The sequence below is a fragment of the Pseudofrankia coriaricola genome (genome assembly GCF_001854805.1).
GTDB lineage: Bacteria > Actinomycetota > Actinomycetes > Frankiales > Frankiaceae > Pseudofrankia.
In genome coordinates this window covers 1-17,372 of sequence record NZ_MBLO01000066.1, presented here as the reverse complement: position 1 = coordinate 17,372, position 17,372 = coordinate 1, and the positions used below count along the sequence as shown (strand labels likewise).

The window sequence follows — 17,372 nt, the reverse complement described above, 5'->3', positions numbered from 1 at the left end:
CGGCAGGAACTTTTCTGGGCCGCTCGACGAGGTCCAGGAGTCGGACACACACCAGTAGCGCCGGCTCTCACTCATGTCGTGAGAGGGGATTTCCGGCGTCGGCCGGTTGTTCAGCTGGTCTCGCGTCGTACGAGGGTGGGTTTCGGCGAGGTGCGCGGGGCGGGCAGGGGGCGACGGTCGACCCGGTGCAGCACGAAGTCGGCGAAGCCGCGTCCGAGAGCGGCGGTGTCGATCCGGATGGTGGACAGCGCGGGTACGAACATCGTCGCGATCGGGGAGTCGTCGTGGCCGATGACCGCGATGTCCGCGGGCATTCGCAGGCCGGCGCGGACCGCCGCGCTGGCTATCGCGGCGGCGACGTCGTCGTTGAAGGCGACGACGCCGGTGATGCCGGCATCGAGCCACCGGCGGACCGCGACGTCAGGGGAGTCGTCGCGGTAGTCGACGGACTCCAGGTCAGGTGTGGCCAGGCCCAGGAGGCGAGCTCGATCGGACGCCGCCTGGTGGCGGGCGATGACCAGCGAGGATGCGCGCGTCTCGGTGAAGGCGGCGTACACCAGCTTTCGGTGGCCGCGCTCGTGGAGGTGGTCGACCTGGAGTTCCGGTCCGGCGCTGAACGCCAGGGAGACATCGGGAAGGTCCGGGCGGTCGGGATCCGGATAGATCTCCCTGACTCCGCAGGCCAGCATGGACGCGACATCGGGTGAGCTGAACGGGAGAGTGCCGAGTACAAGGTCGGGGTTGAGGGACTCCCACAGAGGTCGGGCCGCCTGGTCGGGGTGACGGGTGTAGGTCACCAGCGAGTACCCGGCCTTGTCCAGCACGAGGGAGGCCTCGTCCAGATAGTCCCGCATCCGGAACTCCACCGGCCAGTCGGGCAGCACGAGCAGGATGATCCGGCTGCGTCCGCTGGCGAGCGCGCGTGCGGCGCTGTTCGGCCGGTAGCCGAGGCGTTCGGCGGCCCGCAGCACCCGTTCGCGGGTGCTCTCCGGGATCGTCTGGCCCGGGGTGTTGTTCAGGACGAACCCGACGGTCGCCCGTGACACCCCCACCTCGCGGGCGACGTCCAAGGCGGTCACCCGCCGACTGGTGGTCGGCTCTGGCACGACGGCCACCGCTTGGCCCTCCCGTCGCTCCGAAACACGTTGGACTTGTGCGCGCTAGTTGCTGATGCTAGCTGACGTCCCGCGTCACTAGCACCCGCTAGTGGCGTCGGGCACGGAAGGTGTCGTCGCTCCGAGTCTGCCCGCTCGTGTCTCATGCCCGCCGCGGGGCCTACCTGCCGTCGGCTGTCGCCTGACGCTGCCGACCTGACACTTCAGTGCGGGCGGCGTGGTCACCCGGAGGGTGCTGGCTGGTCGTGCTGACCGTAGGAGCTCTGGTAACGGTTGTAGAACCGGTCGACCAGGTCGGCGGGGATGGGTTTGGGTATGCCGAGCTGGTGGGCGAAGTGGACGCTGCGGGCGACGTCCTCGCACATGACGGCGGCTTTGACGGCCGCCCGGGCGTCAGGACCGATGGTGAACACACCGTGGTTGGCCATCAGCACGGCGGGGGAGCGGTGCCCGTCGAGGGTGGCGACGATGCCGCGGCCGATGGAGTCGTCTCCGATGGTGGTGAGCGGGCCGACGGGGATGGGGCCGCCGAACTCGTCGGCCATCGCGGACAGCACGCAGGGGATGGGTTCATGGCGGGCGGCCCAGGCGCAGGCGTAGGGCGAGTGGGTGTGCACGACGCCGCCGACGTCCGGGCGGTGGCGGTAGACGTAGGCGTGCGCGGCGGTGTCGCTGGACGGGCTGAGGTCTCCGTCGAGCACGGTGCCGTGCAGGTCGCAGACGACCATCGTGCGGGCCGTCAGCGCGGCGTAGTCGATCCCGGAGGGTTTGATCACCAGGACCTCGTCGCCGTTCGCGTCGCGGGCGCGGGCGGAGACATTGCCGGAGGTCCAGGCGACCAGGCCGTTGTCGACGAGGGACAGGTGCAGGTCGACGAGCTGTTCGCGGGCCGCGTCGACTCCGGGCCAGCGTGGCTGGGTGCTCATCGAGGGCCTCCGGTCAGCCTGGTTGGTTCGGGGACGGTGGCCCCGCCGGGCGGTGGCGGCGCGGAGGGCGCCGAGTCCCGCGTCGCCGGGTCCCGCGTCGCCGGTGCGGAGCCGCGCAGGGCTTCGTCGCGCAGCGCGCGCAGGTCGTGCAACACGCCCCCGGACGTGGTGCCGACGCCGCCGAAGTAGTCGTGCAGGGCGCGGTAGCCGGCGTAGAGGCGGGTGTAGGTGGCGTGCCGGGCCGGGTCGGGTCGGTAGGCGTCGCGGTGCACCCGGCTCATGGCGGCCGCGGCGGCCGGGACGTCGGGGTAGGCGCCGGCCGCGACGGCGGCGTGGATCGCGGAGCCGAGCGCCGGGGCCTGGCTGGTCGCGGCGATGTGGATGGGGTAGCCGAGGACGTCGGCGTAGAGCTGCATGAGGGTGGCGTTCTGGATGAGCCCACCGGCGGCGTAGAACTGGCGGACCGGGACGCCCGCGTCGCGGAAGGCGTCGAGGATGCGGCGGGTGCCGAACGCGGTGGCCTCCAGCAGCGCGCGGTAGACGTGTTCGGGACGGGTCGTCAGCGTCAGGCCGACGACCACGCCGGACAGGGTGTGGTCGACGAGGACGGATCGGTTGCCGTTCATCCAGTCCAGGGCGAGCAGTCCGTGGGCGCCGACCGGGTCGTCGGCGGTCAGCGCGGTGAGGTGCTGGTGCAGCGACACCCCGGCGGCCCGCGCGGCGTGGCGGTAGGCGTCGGGGACGTGGTGCTCGGTCCACCAGGCGAAGATGTCGCCCACGCCGGACTGGCCGGCCTCGTAGCCGTAGCGGCCGGCGATGATGCCGCCGTCGACGACGCCGCACATGCCGGGAACCTCGGCGAGTGTGTCGGCGGACATGACGTGGCAGGTGGACGTGCCCATGACCGCGAGCATGTGGCCGGGCTCGGTGACCCCGACCGCGGGGGCGCTGACGTGGGCGTCGACGTTGCCGACCGCGACGACCGTGCCGGCCGGCAGCCCGGTCCACCAGGCGGCGCCGCTCGTCAGGCGCCCGGCGGGGGCGCCGAGCGGGAGCAGGCTGGTGGACAGTCGGGTGTCCGGGTAGTCGGCGAACGCGGGGTTGAGGGCGGTGAAGAAGTCGCGGTTGGGGTAGGCGCCGTCCTGGAAGATCCCTTTGTATCCGGCGGTGCAGGTGTTGCGGGTCTCCACGCCGGTGAGCTGCCAGACGATCCAGTCGGCGGCCTCGATCCAGCGTTCGGTGGCGGCGTAGATCTCGGGGTCCTCCTCGAGGACCTGGAGTGCCTTGGCGACCTGCCACTCGCTGGAGATCTTCCCGCCGTACCGGGCGATCCACGGCTCGCCGCGCTCGTGGGCGAGGGCGTTGACCCGGTCGGCGTGTGGCTGGGCGGCGTGGTGTTTCCAGAGCTTCGGCCAGGCGTGCGGCCGGTCGGCATAGCCTGGCAGGTGGCACAGCGGAGTGCCGTCGGCCGTGGTCGGCAGCACGGTGCAGGCGGTGAAGTCGGTGCCGATGCCGATAATGCGGGCCGGGTCGACGCCCGCGTCGCGTACCGCGTCGGGGACGGCCGTGGCGAGGACCTCGATCCAGTCGCGTGGGTTCTGCAGCGCCCAGTCCGGCGGCAGCTCCCGGCCGCCCGGGAGCCGGCTGTCGATCACCCCGTCGGGGTAGGGGTGCACGGCGGTCGACAGCTCGTGCCCGTCGCGGACCCGGATCACGCTGGCGCGGCCGGACAGGGTGCCGAAGTCGATGCCGACGACGTACGCGTCCCGGGCGGCGGGATCGGGATTGGCGGTCATGGCGCTCCTCGCGCGGATGGGCCGGGCACCGGCTAGCGGCGGCGGTCGAGGCTGAAGTAGAGGTCGTTCAGCCGCAGGCCGGCGACGAAGGAGCGGACCGTGGTCTCGGCGTCGATGAGCGCGAGCTCGATGCCGGTCATGCCGGCGAACATGTCCAGCATGTCGACGTCGACGGCGGTGGAGAGGACGGTGTGGTGGGGGCCGCCGGCGGTCAGCCAGCATTCGGCGGAGGTCGGCAGGTCCGGCCGCGGGGCCCAGACCGCGCAGGCGACCGGCAGCCTCGGCAGCTCGTGGTCGGGCTCGACGACGTCGATGGTGTTGGCCACGAGCCGGAACCGGCCGCCGAGGTCGCAGAGCCCCACCACGAGGCCCGGCCCGGGTGCCGCGGTGAACCGGAGCCGGACGGGGTCCTGACGGCCGCCGATGCTCAGTGGGTGGATCTCGGCCGTGGGGCGGGCCGCTGAGATCGTCGGGCAGACCTCCAGCATGTGGGCGCCGAGAATGCGCTGCGGCCCGGGGCCGAGGTGGTACGTGTAGTCCTCCATGAAGGAGGTACCGCCGGGCAGGCCCGCGCCCATGACCTTGACGGCGCGCAGCAGCAGGGCGGTCTTCCAGTCTCCCTCGCCGCCGAAGCCGTACCCGTCCGCCATCAGCCGCTGCACCGCCAGGCCGGGCAGCTGGCGCAGCCCGCCGAGATCCTCGAAGTTGGTGGTGAACGCGCGGTAGCCGCCGTCGGTGAGGAACCGGCGCAGCCCGGCCTCCACCCGGGCCGCGTAGCGCAGCGACGAGTGGCGTTCGCCGCCGGCGCGCAGCTCGGGGGCGACGTCGTACTGCTCGTCGTAGACGCTGGCGAGCTCGTCGATCGCGTCGTCGTCGACCGCGTCCACCACGTCGACCAGGTCGTTCACCGAGTGGGTGTTGACGGCGACGCCAAAACGGATCTCGGCCGCCACCTTGTCGCCTTCGGTCACGGCCACGCCGCGCATGTTGTCGCCGAAGCGGACGAGCCGCATCCCGCGCAGGTCGGCGCGGGCGGTCGCGACACGGGCCCAGCGGCCGACGCGGTGGCGGGTGCGCGGGTCGTCGACATGCCCGACGATCGTCACCCTGGGCATCCGCAGCCGGGTCTGGATGTAGCCGAACTCCCGGTCGCCGTGGGCGGCCTGGTTGAGGTTCATGAAGTCCATGTCGAGGCTCTCCCAGGGCAACGCCTGGTTGGCCTGGGTGTGCAGGTGCAGCAACGGCTTGTCGAGCGCCTCCAGCCCGCGGATCCACATCTTCGCCGGAGAGAAGGTGTGCATCCAGGCGATCACCCCGATGCATGACGGGTCGGCGTTCGCCTGCTGGCAGACGGCGGCGATGGTGTCCGCGTCGGTCAGCACCGGCTGCCAGGCGATGCGCGCCGGGATCGTGTCGTCGCCGTCCAGCCCGTCGGCGATGCGGCGGGACTGCGCCGCGACCTGCTCAAGGGTCTCGGGACCGTACAGGTGCTGGCTGCCCGTCAGGAACCAGACCGTGGCGTCGGACAGGACGGACACCGTCTGCCGGAGGGCGGGTAACGACATGCGGCCTCGTTTCAGCGCGGACGGCGACGCCGGCCCAGGAACGAGCGGGCGGCGCCGCGGGGCGGCGCCGGAGGAGAGTCTGGGCGGCTCGCCACATTGTTAGCGTTAACAAATCGGCCGTCAAGGCGCGAGATCGACGCCCGGGGCCGGCCGGCCCTACCGGCCGGCGGAACGGCGGGCGACTCCCGTGCGGCGGCGCGGCGCGGCGCGCCCCGGCGGGGCGACGCTCTCCCGCTCGACCAGCCGGGGCGGGATCGGCGCGACGCGCGGGAGCCCGCCGGGGGAGGGATCGTCCAGCTGCGCCAGCAACAGGCGTACGGCCTGTTCGGCCACGGCCTCGAAGTCGGGGCGAACGGTCGTCAACGGCGGGCTGACGTAACCCGCCTCCGGGATGTCGTCGAACCCGACGACGCTCACGTCCTCCGGGACGGACAGCCCGGCCTGGCGCAGCGCCTTCATGATGCCCAGCGCGAGGTGGTCGTTGGCGGCGAAGACCGCGCGCGCCTCCGGCATCCGCGCCAGCAACTGCCCCGCCTCGAAACCGGCGCCCAGCGACCAGTCCGCCGCGAGGACGGGCGGAACCTCGGCGCCGGCGTCGACCAGCGCCTGGCGCCAGCCCAGCACGCGCTCGGCGCTGTCGAACCAGTCCGGCGGACCGGACACATGCCAGACGGTCTCATGCCCCGCGGCCAGCAGGCACCGCGTCGCCAGGCGCGCGCCCAGCTGCTGGTCGACCGTCACCAGCCGCGCCGGGCGGCCCGGGTCGCCGTCGATCACCGCCATCGGCAGGTCGTCCGGAACGTCGTCGAGCGCCTCGTTGGCCGACACCACCGGCGCGATCACCACGATCCCGGCCACGTGCTGGTCCAGCAGCCGGGCGACCGCGTCGGCGATGGAGATCCGGTCGAGCACCGGGACACTGGCCACGCCCACGGCGAACCCGGCCCTGCTCACCACCCGCTCGACCGCGGTCAGGACCGAGGTAGGCCCGTAGAGCGCCGTGTTCTGCGCGACGATCCCGACGGTCTGGGACCTTCCGGTGACGAGTGCCCTGGCCGCGCGGTTCGGCCGGTACCCCAGCTGCTCCATCGCCGCGCGCACTCGCAGGCGCGTCTGCTCCCTGACGTTCGGGTGGTCGTTCAGCACCCGCGACACCGTCTGATGCGACACGCCAGCCAATTGAGCCACGTCCGCCATGCCGGGCGCGCGCCGCGTGAGGACCCGCGCGCCGGCCTCGCCCTCGGTCACCGCTGGCAGAGCCCGTCCCGCGTGCTGGGCCGCTCGATCCGGCTCTCGGGCCAGCTCTCGGGCCGGCTCTTCGGGTCTGGATGGCTGACTCTGCCCCGACATGTTAACGCTCACTCTACCCCCGAAGGTGGGAGGCGTTCGGTGGAAGCGGTCCCGCCGGTGGCTTCGATGACCTGCGGCCAGGCAGCCCGGCGAGCTCGCCTCGGTAGTGTCGCCGACACCGGATCGGACTCCACCGGCGCTACCCGCGCCCGCGCTCGAACGCCGTGATGCTCTGCTCCATCGCCTGGGTCACGTCGCCGAGGTCCGACCGCCAGGCAGGTGAGGAGGCCGCGCCCGGGACTCGGTAGCTCCGTGCCCCGTGCCTGGCCGTTGCCTGGAGGCCGGGTAAGGTCTGGCACGTGATCGCGCGAATGAGTTCCTGGCGGCCCGCCACAGTGGCGGCCCACTTCTTCCGCGCGTAACCCCAACCGCGGCCGCCCACTCCGGCGGCCGCCATCGATTCCTCGGGGCAGTGCTGCCGGGCGCCGGCAGCCCTGCCCCGCGAGGAACCGACCATGGACCTGTTCCAGCACCTGCTCACCGCCATCGCCGCGGGAAGCGACCCGGGCCCGTTCGCACTGCTGCGCCGTGAGAACGCCGACCACCTCGACGTGCTGCGCGGCGAGACGGATGCCGTCGGCCGGCTCGCCGACATCCCGCTGCCGTCCGGACCGGCCGGGCCGCGCACCCTCGCCGTCGTGCCGTACCGGCAGATCGTCGAGCGCGGCTTCACCTGCGTCGACGACGCGGCGCCGCTGGAGTGCCTCCGGGTCTCCGGGCACGAGCGGGTGCCGCTGCCCGCCGCGCTGGCCAGCCTGTCCGATGAGCCCGCCACCGCCACCGCCGGGCGTTTCGACGTCAGCGACGAGGAGTACGCCGAGACGGTCGGCGCCGTGCTGCGCGACGAGATCGGCCGTGGCGAGGGCGCGAACTTCGTCATCCACCGCACGTACACCGCGTCGGTCGTCGGGTCGCCGCTGGCGGCCGGGCTCGCCGCGCTGCGCCGGCTGCTCACCGGAGAACGCGGCGCGTACTGGACGTTCCTCGTCCACACGGGAACGCGGATCCTGGTCGGCGCCACCCCGGAACGTCACGTCAGCGTCGACGACGGACTGGTGATGATGAACCCGATCAGTGGAACCCACAGACGGCCGGACGCTGGCGCGGGCTTCGATGCGGACCGCGAGGCGCTGCTGCGTTTCCTCGCCGACCGCAAGGAGATCGACGAGCTGTACATGGTGCTCGACGAGGAACTGAAGATGATGGCCCGGGTCGCGGAGCACGGAGGCCAGGTCATCGGCCCGTACCTGAAGGAGATGTCGCACCTCACCCACACCGAGTACCTGTTGGCCGGCCGCACCCGCCTCGACGTCCGCGAGGTGCTGCGCGAGACGATGTTCGCCCCGACCGTCACCGGCAGCCCGCTGGAGAACGCGTTCCGGGTCATCGCCCGGCACGAGGGGCGCCCCCGGCGCTACTACGCCGGGGTGATCGCCCTGCTCGGCCACGACGAGGCGGGGCGGCAGACACTCGACGCGCCGATCCTGATCCGCGCGGCGGAGATCTCCCCGTCCGGCGAGCTGCGCGTCCCGGTCGGGGCGACGCTCGTGCGCCATTCCACCGCCGCCGGCGAGGTGGCCGAGACGTATACCAAGGCGGCCGGGGTACTCACCGCGCTGGGACTACGACCGGGCCCGGCGCCAGGGCCGCGGCCAGCCACGGGCACGCCGCGCACCGGCGGCGCCGCCGGTGCCGGCGCCGCCGACGCCCGGCTGGCGGCCGACCCGCGGGTCGCCGCCGCGCTCGCCGCGCGCAACACCCACCTGGCCCGCTTCTGGCTGGAGGAACGGTCACCGGCGACGGCCACGGTGCCCGCGCTGGCCGAGCGGTCGGCGCTCGTCGTCGACGGCGAGGACACCTTCACCGGGATGCTCGCCCACCAGCTGCGCGGCCTGGGCCTCGCGGTCACGGTGCTGCCATGGCGCCAGGCCGGCGACACCGTCGGCTTCGACCTGGTCGTGCCCGGCCCAGGACCGGGCGACCCGACCCTGTGGCACGACCCGAAGATGGCGGCCATGCGACGAATCGTCGCCGACCTGCTGGACCGGCGGCGGCCGATGCTCGCCGTCTGCCTCGGGCACCAGCTCCTGGCCGGCCTGCTCGGGCTGCGCCTGCACCGGCGCGACACGCCCTGCCAGGGGCTGGCCCGAGAGATCGACCTGTTCGGCCAGACACGTCGGGTCGGCTTCTACTCGACGTTCACCGCCCTGTCCGACACCGACGAGATCGCCACGCCATACGGCGTGGTCCGGCTCGCCCGAGACGGTCGCGAGGGCGGCGGAGAGGTGCACGCGCTGCGCGGGCGGACATTTGCCGGGCTGCAGTTCCATCCCGAGTCGGTGCTCAGCGAGGACGGCCTCGAGATCCTGCGTGATCTGCTGACAGAGCTACTGCCCGCGCCGGCACACCGGACCCGAGCAGGGACAGCCGCATCGGGCCAAGCCACGTGAAGTGGAGCCCACGCACATCAGCTGGCGCCGGCCAGTGCCGCGGCGCGGCGGGCGAGCCGGGCGGCGGCGTCGCGCAGCTCCGGAGGCTCCAGCACCTCCGCGTCGAAGCCAAGGCGGGTCACGTGCACGGCCAGCCAGTCCAGGTCCTCCCCGCCGAGGACGAGCACGCACCACCCATCGCGATCGTCCTCGACGCGTCCCACCTGGGGTGGCACCAGCTCGCGCACCTGGTCGGGCCTGGCGTGCACCCGCACCCGGGCGAGATGGCGGTACGGGGCCTGCGTCACGGACCGCTGCACGTAGGCGACCGGGTCCGGATGCTCCCTCGGCCGAAAGTGCCAGGTCGTCGCCACGACCTCGCTCATCCGGTCCAGCCGGAAGGTGCGCCAGTCGTCGCGCTCGACGTCCCAGGCCATCAGGTACCAGCGGCGGCCGGTGGCGACCATCCGCACCGGCTCGACGGTGCGCTCGCGCTTCGCGCGGTCACGGCCGGCGTACTGGAACCGGACCCGCACCGCGTCGCGGCAGGACCGCGCGAGCGTCACCAGCAGCTCCGCCGCGATCTCGACGCCGGGGCCGACGAGGGTCTCGGTGGCACCGTGCACCGCGCGCACCTCGGCGCGCAGCCGGGGCGGCATCACCTGGTCGAGCTTCGCGAGCGCCCGCAGCGCCGCCTCGCCCGCTCCGGCGACCGTGCCTCCCGCCGCCAGCCGCAGCGACACCGCCGTCGCGATCGCCTCCTCGTCGTCGAGGAGCAGCGGCGGCAGCCGGGTGCCCGCCCCGAGCTGGTAGCCGCCGCCGACGCCCGCCGTCGCGTGCACGGGATAGCCGAGCGTGCGCAGCCGCTCGATGTCGCGGCGCACCGAACGGTCGGTGACGCCGAGCTCGGTGGCGAGCGCGGCGGCGGTCCAGGACGCACGATGTTGCAGGAGCACCAGCAGTCGCAGCACCCGCTCGGTCGTCGCCTCGACGGTCATGCACGCATTGTCCCCGCGATCGCGGAACGATCCTGTCCGCTATCGAGGGGAGGGTGAGGCCATGACCGACCAGACCTGGAACTCCCTGCTGCGCGACCAGCTCGCCTGGCACTGGACCCACCAGCTGCGCGATCGTCTCGACGGGCTCACCGACGACGAGTACTTCTGGGAGCCGGTGCCCGGCTGCTGGAACGTGCGCCCGCGCGGCACCGGCACCGCGCCGGTGGCGGCCGGGGCCGGCGCGATGACCATCGACTTCGCGGCGCCGCCACCGGAACCTCCGCCGTTCGCGACGATCGCCTGGCGGCTGGGGCACGTGATCGTCGGTGTGCTCGCGATGCGGAACGCCGCCCATTTCGGTCGTGCACCCACTGACTACCGGTCGTTCGAGTACGCCGCGACCGCGACCGGGGCGCTGGCCCAGCTCGACGCGGAGTACGCCACGTGGCTGGCCGGGGTCGAGTCCCTCGGGGACACCGGCCTCGCCCGGCCGTGCGGTGCGGCGGAGGGGCCGTACGCCGAGTTTCCGTTGGCGGCGCTGGTGCTGCACATCAACCGCGAGCTGATCCATCATCTGGCTGAGGTGTGCCTGCTTCGGGACCTTTGCCTGCACACCCACCAGCACACCCAGCACACGACCCGGCAGCAGACCCATCAGCGGATTCGACGGGAGGCGAGCTGAGATGGCCCGCAACGTCCAGATCACCTTTGACTGCGCCGACCCGGCCGCGCTGGCCGCGTTCTGGGCCGAGGCTCTCGGCTATCGCGTGCAGGACCCGCCCGCGGGTTTCGACTCGTGGGATCAGGCACTGGCGGCGATGGGTGTGCCGCCCGAGCGCCGTAACGACGCCTCGGCGCTGGTCGACCCCGAGGGCGCCGGGCCGCGGCTGTTCTTCCAGCGGGTGCCGGAACGCAAGCAGGTCAAGAATCGGGTCCATCTTGATGTGCGGGCCGCCCCCGGGCTCGCGGGCGACGCGCGGATGGCGGCTCTGGAGGCGGAATCCGCGCGGCTCGTCTCCCACGGCGCGACCCGGCACCAACGCCACGAACCCGCTCCGCCGCTCGGCGCCGGGCACATCGTGATGGCCGACCCCGAGGGCAACGAGTTCTGCCTCGACTGAGCGTCCGGGCGCCGCGGCGCCAACGAAAGATCTAGATCTCGTATCGCCATCTTCCCTGGACCTGCGGGCATCCAGGGGAGCCGCCGCCCCTAGACGCCGTCGAAAGGTTAAGATATTTTCTGCTCATGATCGCCACGACGATCGATGCCGGTGACGAGCTGCCACTGACGGTCCCGGCACTGCTGCGGGCACAGGCCGATCGGCACGGTTCGCGGGTGTTGTTGGCCTGCGATCACGACGTGCTCACCTATGACGACGCGGACAGGCGTTCGCTGGCGCTTGCCCGTGGTCTGCTGGCGGTGGGTGCGGGCAGGGGAACGCACGTCGGGCTGCTGTACCCGAACGGGTCCGAGTTCGTCGTCTCGTGGCTGGCGGCGGCGCGGATCGGGGCGGTGACCGTTCCGCTCAGCACCTTCTCGACAAGCGCCGAGCTGCGCGCCCTGCTGCGGGGCGCCGACGTCGGGGTGTTGTTGAGTGCCCGGTCCTACCGCGGCCACGACTATGTCGCGGCGCTCGCCGAGGCGGTGCCGGAGCTTGACCTCGGCGCCGCCGGGCCGCTGTTCGCACCGTCGATGCCGGTCCTGCGCCACATGTTCTTCAGCGATGACGTCTTCAGCGATGACGCGGATGGGGCGAGCTCGGCGGGGCACCGATCCGGTGGAATGGGCCCTGCCTGGACGGTGCGGGCGTTGGTCGACCGCGGCGAGGCGGTCGCCGGCGACGTTGCTCGCGCGGCGGAGGAGACCGTGTACCCGAGCGATCGCATGGTCATCGTGCACACGTCGGGATCGACCAGCGCGCCGAAGGGTGTGATCCACACGCACGGCGCGCTCATTCGGCATCAGGCCAACCTGAACGAGATCCGCCGCTACACCCCGGACGAGGTCCTGTTCTCCAACTCGCCGTTCTTCTGGGTCGGTGGCTTCGCCTACGCGCTGCTCGGGACGCTGGTGGCCGGCGGCCGGCTCGTGTGCTCGAACGCGCAGGCGGCGGCCGGCGTGCTCGGCCTGCTCGAACGCGAACGCCCGACGATGGTCAACGGCTACGCCCAGTCGGTGGCGCAGCTTCCGGCCGATCCGAGTTTCGCCGGCCGGGACCTGTCGTCGATCCGGCGCGGGAACCTGTACTCGATCATGCCGGACGACGTCAGGCCGGCCGACCCGCAGCTGCGCCACCAGATGCTCGGCATGACCGAGACCGGCTCGGTCTGCCTGGTCAGCGAGGACGAGGGTGACCAGCCCGAGCACCGGCGCGGTTCGTTCGGCCGCCCGGCACCTGGCCTCCAGGCGCGGATCGTCGACCCGGACGACGGCCGGGTCCTCGGGCCGGGGGAGGTGGGGGAGCTGTGGCTGCGCGGGCCGTTCCTGATGGAGGGCTACCACGGGCGCGAGCGGCACGAGGTGTTCGACGCCGACGGCTGGTACCACTCCGGTGACCTGTTCGTCGTCGACGACGAGGGGTTCTACTACTTCAAGGGCCGCGGCGGCGACGTGATCAAGACGGGCGGCGCCAACGTCTCGCCGGCCGAGGTCGAGGAGACCATCCGGGACGTCGCCGGGCTGACCGCGCACGTGGTCGGCCTCGCGGACGCGGCCCGAGGCCAGATCGTCGCCGCGGCCGTACGGGTGCCCACCGGGCGGACTGTCGACCCGGACCGGCTGCGCCGCCAGCTCGCCGACCGGCTGTCCGCGTACAAGGTCCCGCGCCGGATCGTGCTGCTCACGGACAATGAGGTGCCGACGATGTCCAGCGGCAAGATCGACATGCCCGCGCTCAGGGAGCTGCTCCGTGCCCGGTGAACCGCCGATGAATCTCGCGCCGACCGAAGAGCAGGAAGCGCTGGTCGCGTCGTTCGCCGATCTGCTGGCGGCGCACGCGACCCCGGAACGCGTTCGCGCCGCCGAGGCGACGGCGGGCTTCGATCCCGAACTGTGGAAGGCGCTGCGGGATGTCGGGGTGGTCGAGATGGCTGTCCCCGAGACCCATGGCGGCTGGGGCGCCGATCTCCTCGACCTCGCGCTCGTCGCCGAGCGGATGGGCGCGGCCGCCGCCGCGGCGCCCGTCGTGGAGACGCAGGTCGCGGCCCGGTTGCTCGCCGCTCTCGACATCGCGGCGGGGCGGGCCGCGCTGGCGACGGCGGTGGGCGGCGAGCGGCTGGTGACGATCGCCGTGCGGCCGGCGGTGGACGGCGTCGCGTCGCTCGTCCCGGGAGCGGCCGTCGCCGAGGAGGCGGTCGTGCTCGACGGCGATCGTCTGCTGCTGGTACCGCTGCGCGACGGGACGCGTACCGCGGTCGCGAACCTCGCCGCCGCGCCGCTCGCCGACGTCACGCTCGGCCCGGGCGCGATCGAGCTGGCCCGCGGCGCGGCGGCGGTCGGCGCGTTCGAGGCGGCACTCGACGACTGGCTGGTGCTGACCGCAGGCGCGCTCGTCGGCCTGGGAACCGCGGCGCATCGGCTCACCGTCGGATATGCCAAGGAGCGCCGGGCCTGGGACCTGCCGATCGGTGCCTACCAGGCGGTGGCGCATCCGTTGGCGAACGGCGCCACGGCGTTGGACGGCGCGCGGCTGCTGGTGGCCAGGGCGGCGGGGGAGCTGGCGCGGGGTGGCCCGCGTGGCCGTGAGCTGGCCGCGATGGCCTTCGCGTTCGCGGCGGAGACCGCCAGGCAGGTGACCTACGACGGCGTCCACTTCCACGGTGGCAACGGCTTCACGCTCGAGTTCGACGCGCAGCTGTACTACCGGCGGGCACGTGGTTGGGCGCGGGTGTGGGGCGAGCCGCGTGACGCCTATCGGCGGGCGGCCCGTGTCCGGTACGGCCGCGGGCAGGGGCCCGGGCGCATCGTGGATCTCGGTGTGGACGAGTCTGTGGCGGCGCTGCGGGCCGAGGTGCGCGCGTTCCTCGCCGAGGAGCTCACGCCCGAGCTTGAGGAACGGGTCTATCGCAGCGGCGTGTCGCACGATGACACGTTCGTACGGCGGCTGGCCGAGCGCGGCTGGTTGGCTCCCGGCTGGGACCGCGGCGACGGCCGTCGCGCGCTCGACCCGTACGAGGCGCACGTCGTCGTCGACGAGCTGACGAAGGCCGAGGCACCGGTCTACGCCATCGGCACCACGGAGATGGTGGCGAACGTGATCCGCGCGGTCGGCTCGGAAGCGCTCAGGGCGGAGATCCTGCCGGGGTTCCTGCGGGGCGAGGTGACGATCGCGCTGGGCATGACGGAGCCGGAGGTCGGCTCGGACGTAGCCGGGGTCCGCACCAGGGCGCGCTGGGATGGCGAGCGCTGGGTCGTGAACGGCCAGAAGATGTTCACGACCAACGGGCACATCACCGACTACATCTTCCTGCTCACCCGGACACGTCCGGACGGCCCGAAGCACGCCGGCCTCACGATGTTCCTGGTCCGGCTCGACCAGCCGGGTATCGAGGCGCAGGCCGTCTACACGCTGTCCGGCGAGCGGACGAACATCGTGTACCTCAGCGACGTGGTGGTCGAGGACCGGTGGCGGATCGGCGCCGTTGACGGCGGCTGGCAGGCGCTGATGATCGCGCTCCAGGATGAGCATTCGGCGCCGTTCAGCCCGCACCTGGCCCGCCTGATCGAGGCGGTGGCGCAGTGGGCGCACGAGCGCGGGCGGATCGACGAGCCCGATGTGCGGGAGCGGCTCGGCCGCTGGGCGACCGCGCTCGAGGTCGCCCAGCTCCTGGAGCTGCGCACCACCTGGATGGTCGCGAACGGCCAGGTGCCGGTGGCGGAGGGCCCGATGTCGAAGCTGTTCAGCACCGAGTCGCTGGTGCACGCGGCCGAGGACCTGACCGAACTGGTCGGCCCGGACGCCCTGCGTAGCCGGCTCGACCCGACCGCGGTCGTCGGCGGCCGGATCGAGCACGCTCTGCGGTTCTCCCTCGGCACCGCGATCTACGCCGGGACCAGCGAGATCCAGCGCAACATCATCGCCCAGCAGCGCTGCGGCCTGCCCCGAAAGTAGCGGGTCGCGTCACTCGGGTCACTGAGTCATATTGAGACGCATCGACTTTCGAATCTGTTGCCGAATGCAACAGACCTTGACCGACGGTTAGCTGGCGGTAAGAGAGTCGGCTGAGGGGCCCTGCGGTCGCGCGGCGGTACGGACCGGTTCGGCCTCGGCTGGCCTCAGGGCCGACTCGACCGTTAACATATAGATATTTCTAGATGTGATGGGTCGTCCGGCCCGACCGCTCATAGGGCGGTCGCCGCGCCGGCCGCCCCGGACCGGAGACGGCCGGCACGGTACCCCAGGGTTCGAGGAGATCTTCGTGATCACAAGCTTCATCGAGTACGAGGTCAGCGAGCGGATCGCGACGATCACGCTCAACCGGCCGGAGGCGGCCAACGCCCAGACCCTCCCGCTGCTCGACGACCTGGACGAGGCGTGGCGCCGCGCGGCGGACGACCCCGAGGTCCGGGTCATCATCCTGCGGGCCAACGGCAAGCACTTCTCCGCCGGCCACGACATCAAGGGCGTCGGCCCGGAGGGCGCCGCCAGTAATGGTGAGGCTCCCAAGTGGACCCTCGCGGGCATCTACGAGATCGAGGCGAAGCGGTTCCTGGAGTACTCCCTGCGGTGGCGCAACATCCCCAAGCCGTCGATCGCCGCCGTGCAGGGCGTGTGCATCTCCGGCGGCCTGCTGCTGGCGTGGCCGTGCGACCTGATCATCGCGGCCGACAACGCGAAATTCTCCGACCCGGTGGTCATGATGGGTATCGGCGGCGTCGAGTACCACGGCCATACCTGGGAGATGGGTCCCCGTAAGGCCAAGGAGATCCTGTTCACCGGCCGGCACATGACGGCGGGCGAGGCCGAGAAGGTCGGCATGGTCAACCGGGTCGTGCCGCTCGACGAGCTGCGCCCGGCCGTCCGTGAGCTGGCCGCCCAGATCGCCCAGATGCACCCGTTCGCGCTGCGCCAGGCCAAGCGCGCGGTCAACCAGACCCTCGACATCCAGGGCTTCTACGCGGCGATCCAGTCGGTGTTCGAGACCCACCAGACCGGCCACGGCCACGCCCTGTCCGAGTCCGGCCTGCCCATCCTCACGCTCCTCGACGGCATGAAGACCGCGATCAACAAATAGGCTCCGCCGTCTACGGGGCGGGGGCACGTGCCCAGGGCCGCACCGAGGGGGAATGCGCATCGTGGTGCGTGTTCCCCCTGACGTTGTGCCCGGACGAAGCCTGGGCGCCGCCGAGACGGGTCGCTCCGCTACAGGTCGGGGATCTCGAAGTGTTGGTCGCGTAGTTGGAAGGCGCGTTTGACGCCGTGGCGGGCGCGTTCTTTGACGAAGTTGTATTCGCCGTCTTCGAAGCTGAGGTTGGTGCCGTAGGCGTGGAGGAGGTAGCTGAGGACTTCTTCGCCTTGGTAGGCCTGGAGTTGTTCGATGAGGCGGAAGGCTTCTTTGGCGATGACGATGCCGTCGGCGGGCATGCGGGAGATCTTGTGGGCCCACCAGTCGGCGCGTTTGGCGACGTCGGTGTCGTCGACGATCTCGGTGAAGATTCCGAGGTGTTCGAGGGTGGCGGCGGGGATGGAGTCGCCGGTGAGGAGCATGCGGCGGGCGAGGACGGGTCCGAGTCGGTGGAGGAAGAGGTGCAGGGAGCCGAGGGCGGGGCCGAGGAAGCGGGTGGCGGGCATGCCGAGTTGGGTGTTGCGTCCGACGACGGCGATGTCGGCCATGAGTGCGATTTCGAAGCCGCCGCCGAGGGCGAGGCCTTCGACCTGGGCGATGGTGGCTTTGGGGAAGCCGAGGAGTTCGTGGTAGAAGCCGAAGGTCTGGCGGTCGACGGTGAGGCGGCGGCGTTGGCTGGGTCGGCGGGGCTTGGTGGGCGGCGTGCCGTTCGTGGCGGTCGTGGTGGTGTCGGGGGTGGTGCCGTTGGTGGTGGTGGTGTCGTCGTACCAGCCGTAGGCGTTGCGCATGTCGGCGCCGGCGGAGAAGTAGCCGTCGGTGCCGCGTAGGAGGACGACCTTGGTGTTGTCGTCGGTGGCGGCGGTGTCGAGGTGGGTGGCGAGCTGGTCGCGCATGGTGGCGTCGTAGGA

The 17,372-nt window shown here is 72.1% G+C and carries 13 protein-coding genes; 6 read left to right on the top strand and 7 right to left on the bottom strand.

The window, feature by feature from the left end; genetic code table 11:
- Nucleotides 1-110: 110 nt before the first annotated feature.
- The 5 genes from BCD48_RS12020 to BCD48_RS12000 form a co-directional block, all read right to left on the bottom strand.
- Nucleotides 111-1,106, bottom strand: a complete 996-nt coding sequence (locus BCD48_RS12020) for a LacI family DNA-binding transcriptional regulator (RefSeq protein WP_071048456.1) — start codon at nt 1,104-1,106, stop codon at nt 111-113.
- Between the two features lie 230 nt (nt 1,107-1,336).
- Entirely contained in the window at nt 1,337-2,041 is a 705-nt protein-coding gene (locus BCD48_RS12015) for an L-ribulose-5-phosphate 4-epimerase (protein ID WP_071048439.1), read from the bottom strand.
- Complete coding sequence (araB, locus tag BCD48_RS12010) at nt 2,038-3,837, bottom strand: ribulokinase (RefSeq protein ID WP_083418518.1); 1,800 nt, start codon at nt 3,835-3,837, stop codon at nt 2,038-2,040. The genes BCD48_RS12015 and araB overlap by 4 nt, the downstream gene beginning before the upstream one ends.
- A 32-nt stretch (nt 3,838-3,869) precedes the next feature.
- On the bottom strand, nt 3,870-5,402 hold the full coding sequence (gene araA / locus BCD48_RS12005) for an L-arabinose isomerase (RefSeq protein WP_071048438.1): 1,533 nt from the start codon (nt 5,400-5,402) through the stop codon (nt 3,870-3,872).
- 156 nt (nt 5,403-5,558) lie between these two features.
- Nucleotides 5,559-6,599: a LacI family DNA-binding transcriptional regulator gene (locus BCD48_RS12000; RefSeq protein ID WP_071048455.1), complete on the bottom strand. Its 1,041-nt coding sequence runs from the start codon at nt 6,597-6,599 to the stop codon at nt 5,559-5,561.
- A gap of 608 nt (nt 6,600-7,207) precedes the next feature.
- Here BCD48_RS12000 and BCD48_RS11990 point away from each other — a divergent pair.
- Complete coding sequence (locus BCD48_RS11990; RefSeq protein ID WP_071048436.1) at nt 7,208-9,202, top strand: anthranilate synthase family protein; 1,995 nt, start codon at nt 7,208-7,210, stop codon at nt 9,200-9,202.
- Nucleotides 9,203-9,219: 17 nt separating this feature from the next.
- Here the strand turns inward: BCD48_RS11990 and BCD48_RS11985 are convergent, their stop codons facing one another.
- A complete protein-coding gene (locus tag BCD48_RS11985) occupies nt 9,220-10,179 on the bottom strand; it encodes a helix-turn-helix transcriptional regulator (protein WP_071048435.1) in 960 nt (319 codons plus the stop codon).
- Between the two features lie 61 nt (nt 10,180-10,240).
- Here BCD48_RS11985 and BCD48_RS11980 point away from each other — a divergent pair, with 61 nt between their 5' ends.
- The 5 genes from BCD48_RS11980 (at nt 10,241) to BCD48_RS11955 (ending at nt 16,413) form a co-directional block, all read left to right on the top strand.
- Nucleotides 10,241-10,861, top strand: a complete 621-nt coding sequence (locus BCD48_RS11980; protein ID WP_071048434.1) for a DinB family protein — start codon at nt 10,241-10,243, stop codon at nt 10,859-10,861.
- 1 nt (nt 10,862) lies between these two features.
- Nucleotides 10,863-11,300, top strand: coding sequence for a VOC family protein (locus BCD48_RS11975; RefSeq protein ID WP_071048433.1), 438 nt, complete (start codon nt 10,863-10,865; stop codon nt 11,298-11,300).
- Nucleotides 11,301-11,425: 125 nt separating this feature from the next.
- Entirely contained in the window at nt 11,426-13,099 is a 1,674-nt protein-coding gene (locus tag BCD48_RS11970) for a class I adenylate-forming enzyme family protein (RefSeq protein ID WP_071048432.1), read from the top strand.
- On the top strand, nt 13,089-15,290 hold the full coding sequence (locus BCD48_RS53410; protein ID WP_241841664.1) for an acyl-CoA dehydrogenase family protein: 2,202 nt from the start codon (nt 13,089-13,091) through the stop codon (nt 15,288-15,290). Before BCD48_RS11970 ends, BCD48_RS53410 begins: the two co-directional genes overlap by 11 nt.
- Before the next feature lie 307 nt (nt 15,291-15,597).
- Nucleotides 15,598-16,413, top strand: coding sequence for an enoyl-CoA hydratase (locus tag BCD48_RS11955; protein ID WP_116271490.1), 816 nt, complete (start codon nt 15,598-15,600; stop codon nt 16,411-16,413).
- Nucleotides 16,414-16,541: 128 nt separating this feature from the next.
- On the opposite strand, the gene BCD48_RS11950 is transcribed toward BCD48_RS11955, so the two are convergent.
- A partial coding sequence (locus BCD48_RS11950) for an enoyl-CoA hydratase/isomerase family protein (RefSeq protein WP_071048431.1) occupies nt 16,542-17,372 on the bottom strand: 831 nt, incomplete at its 5' end.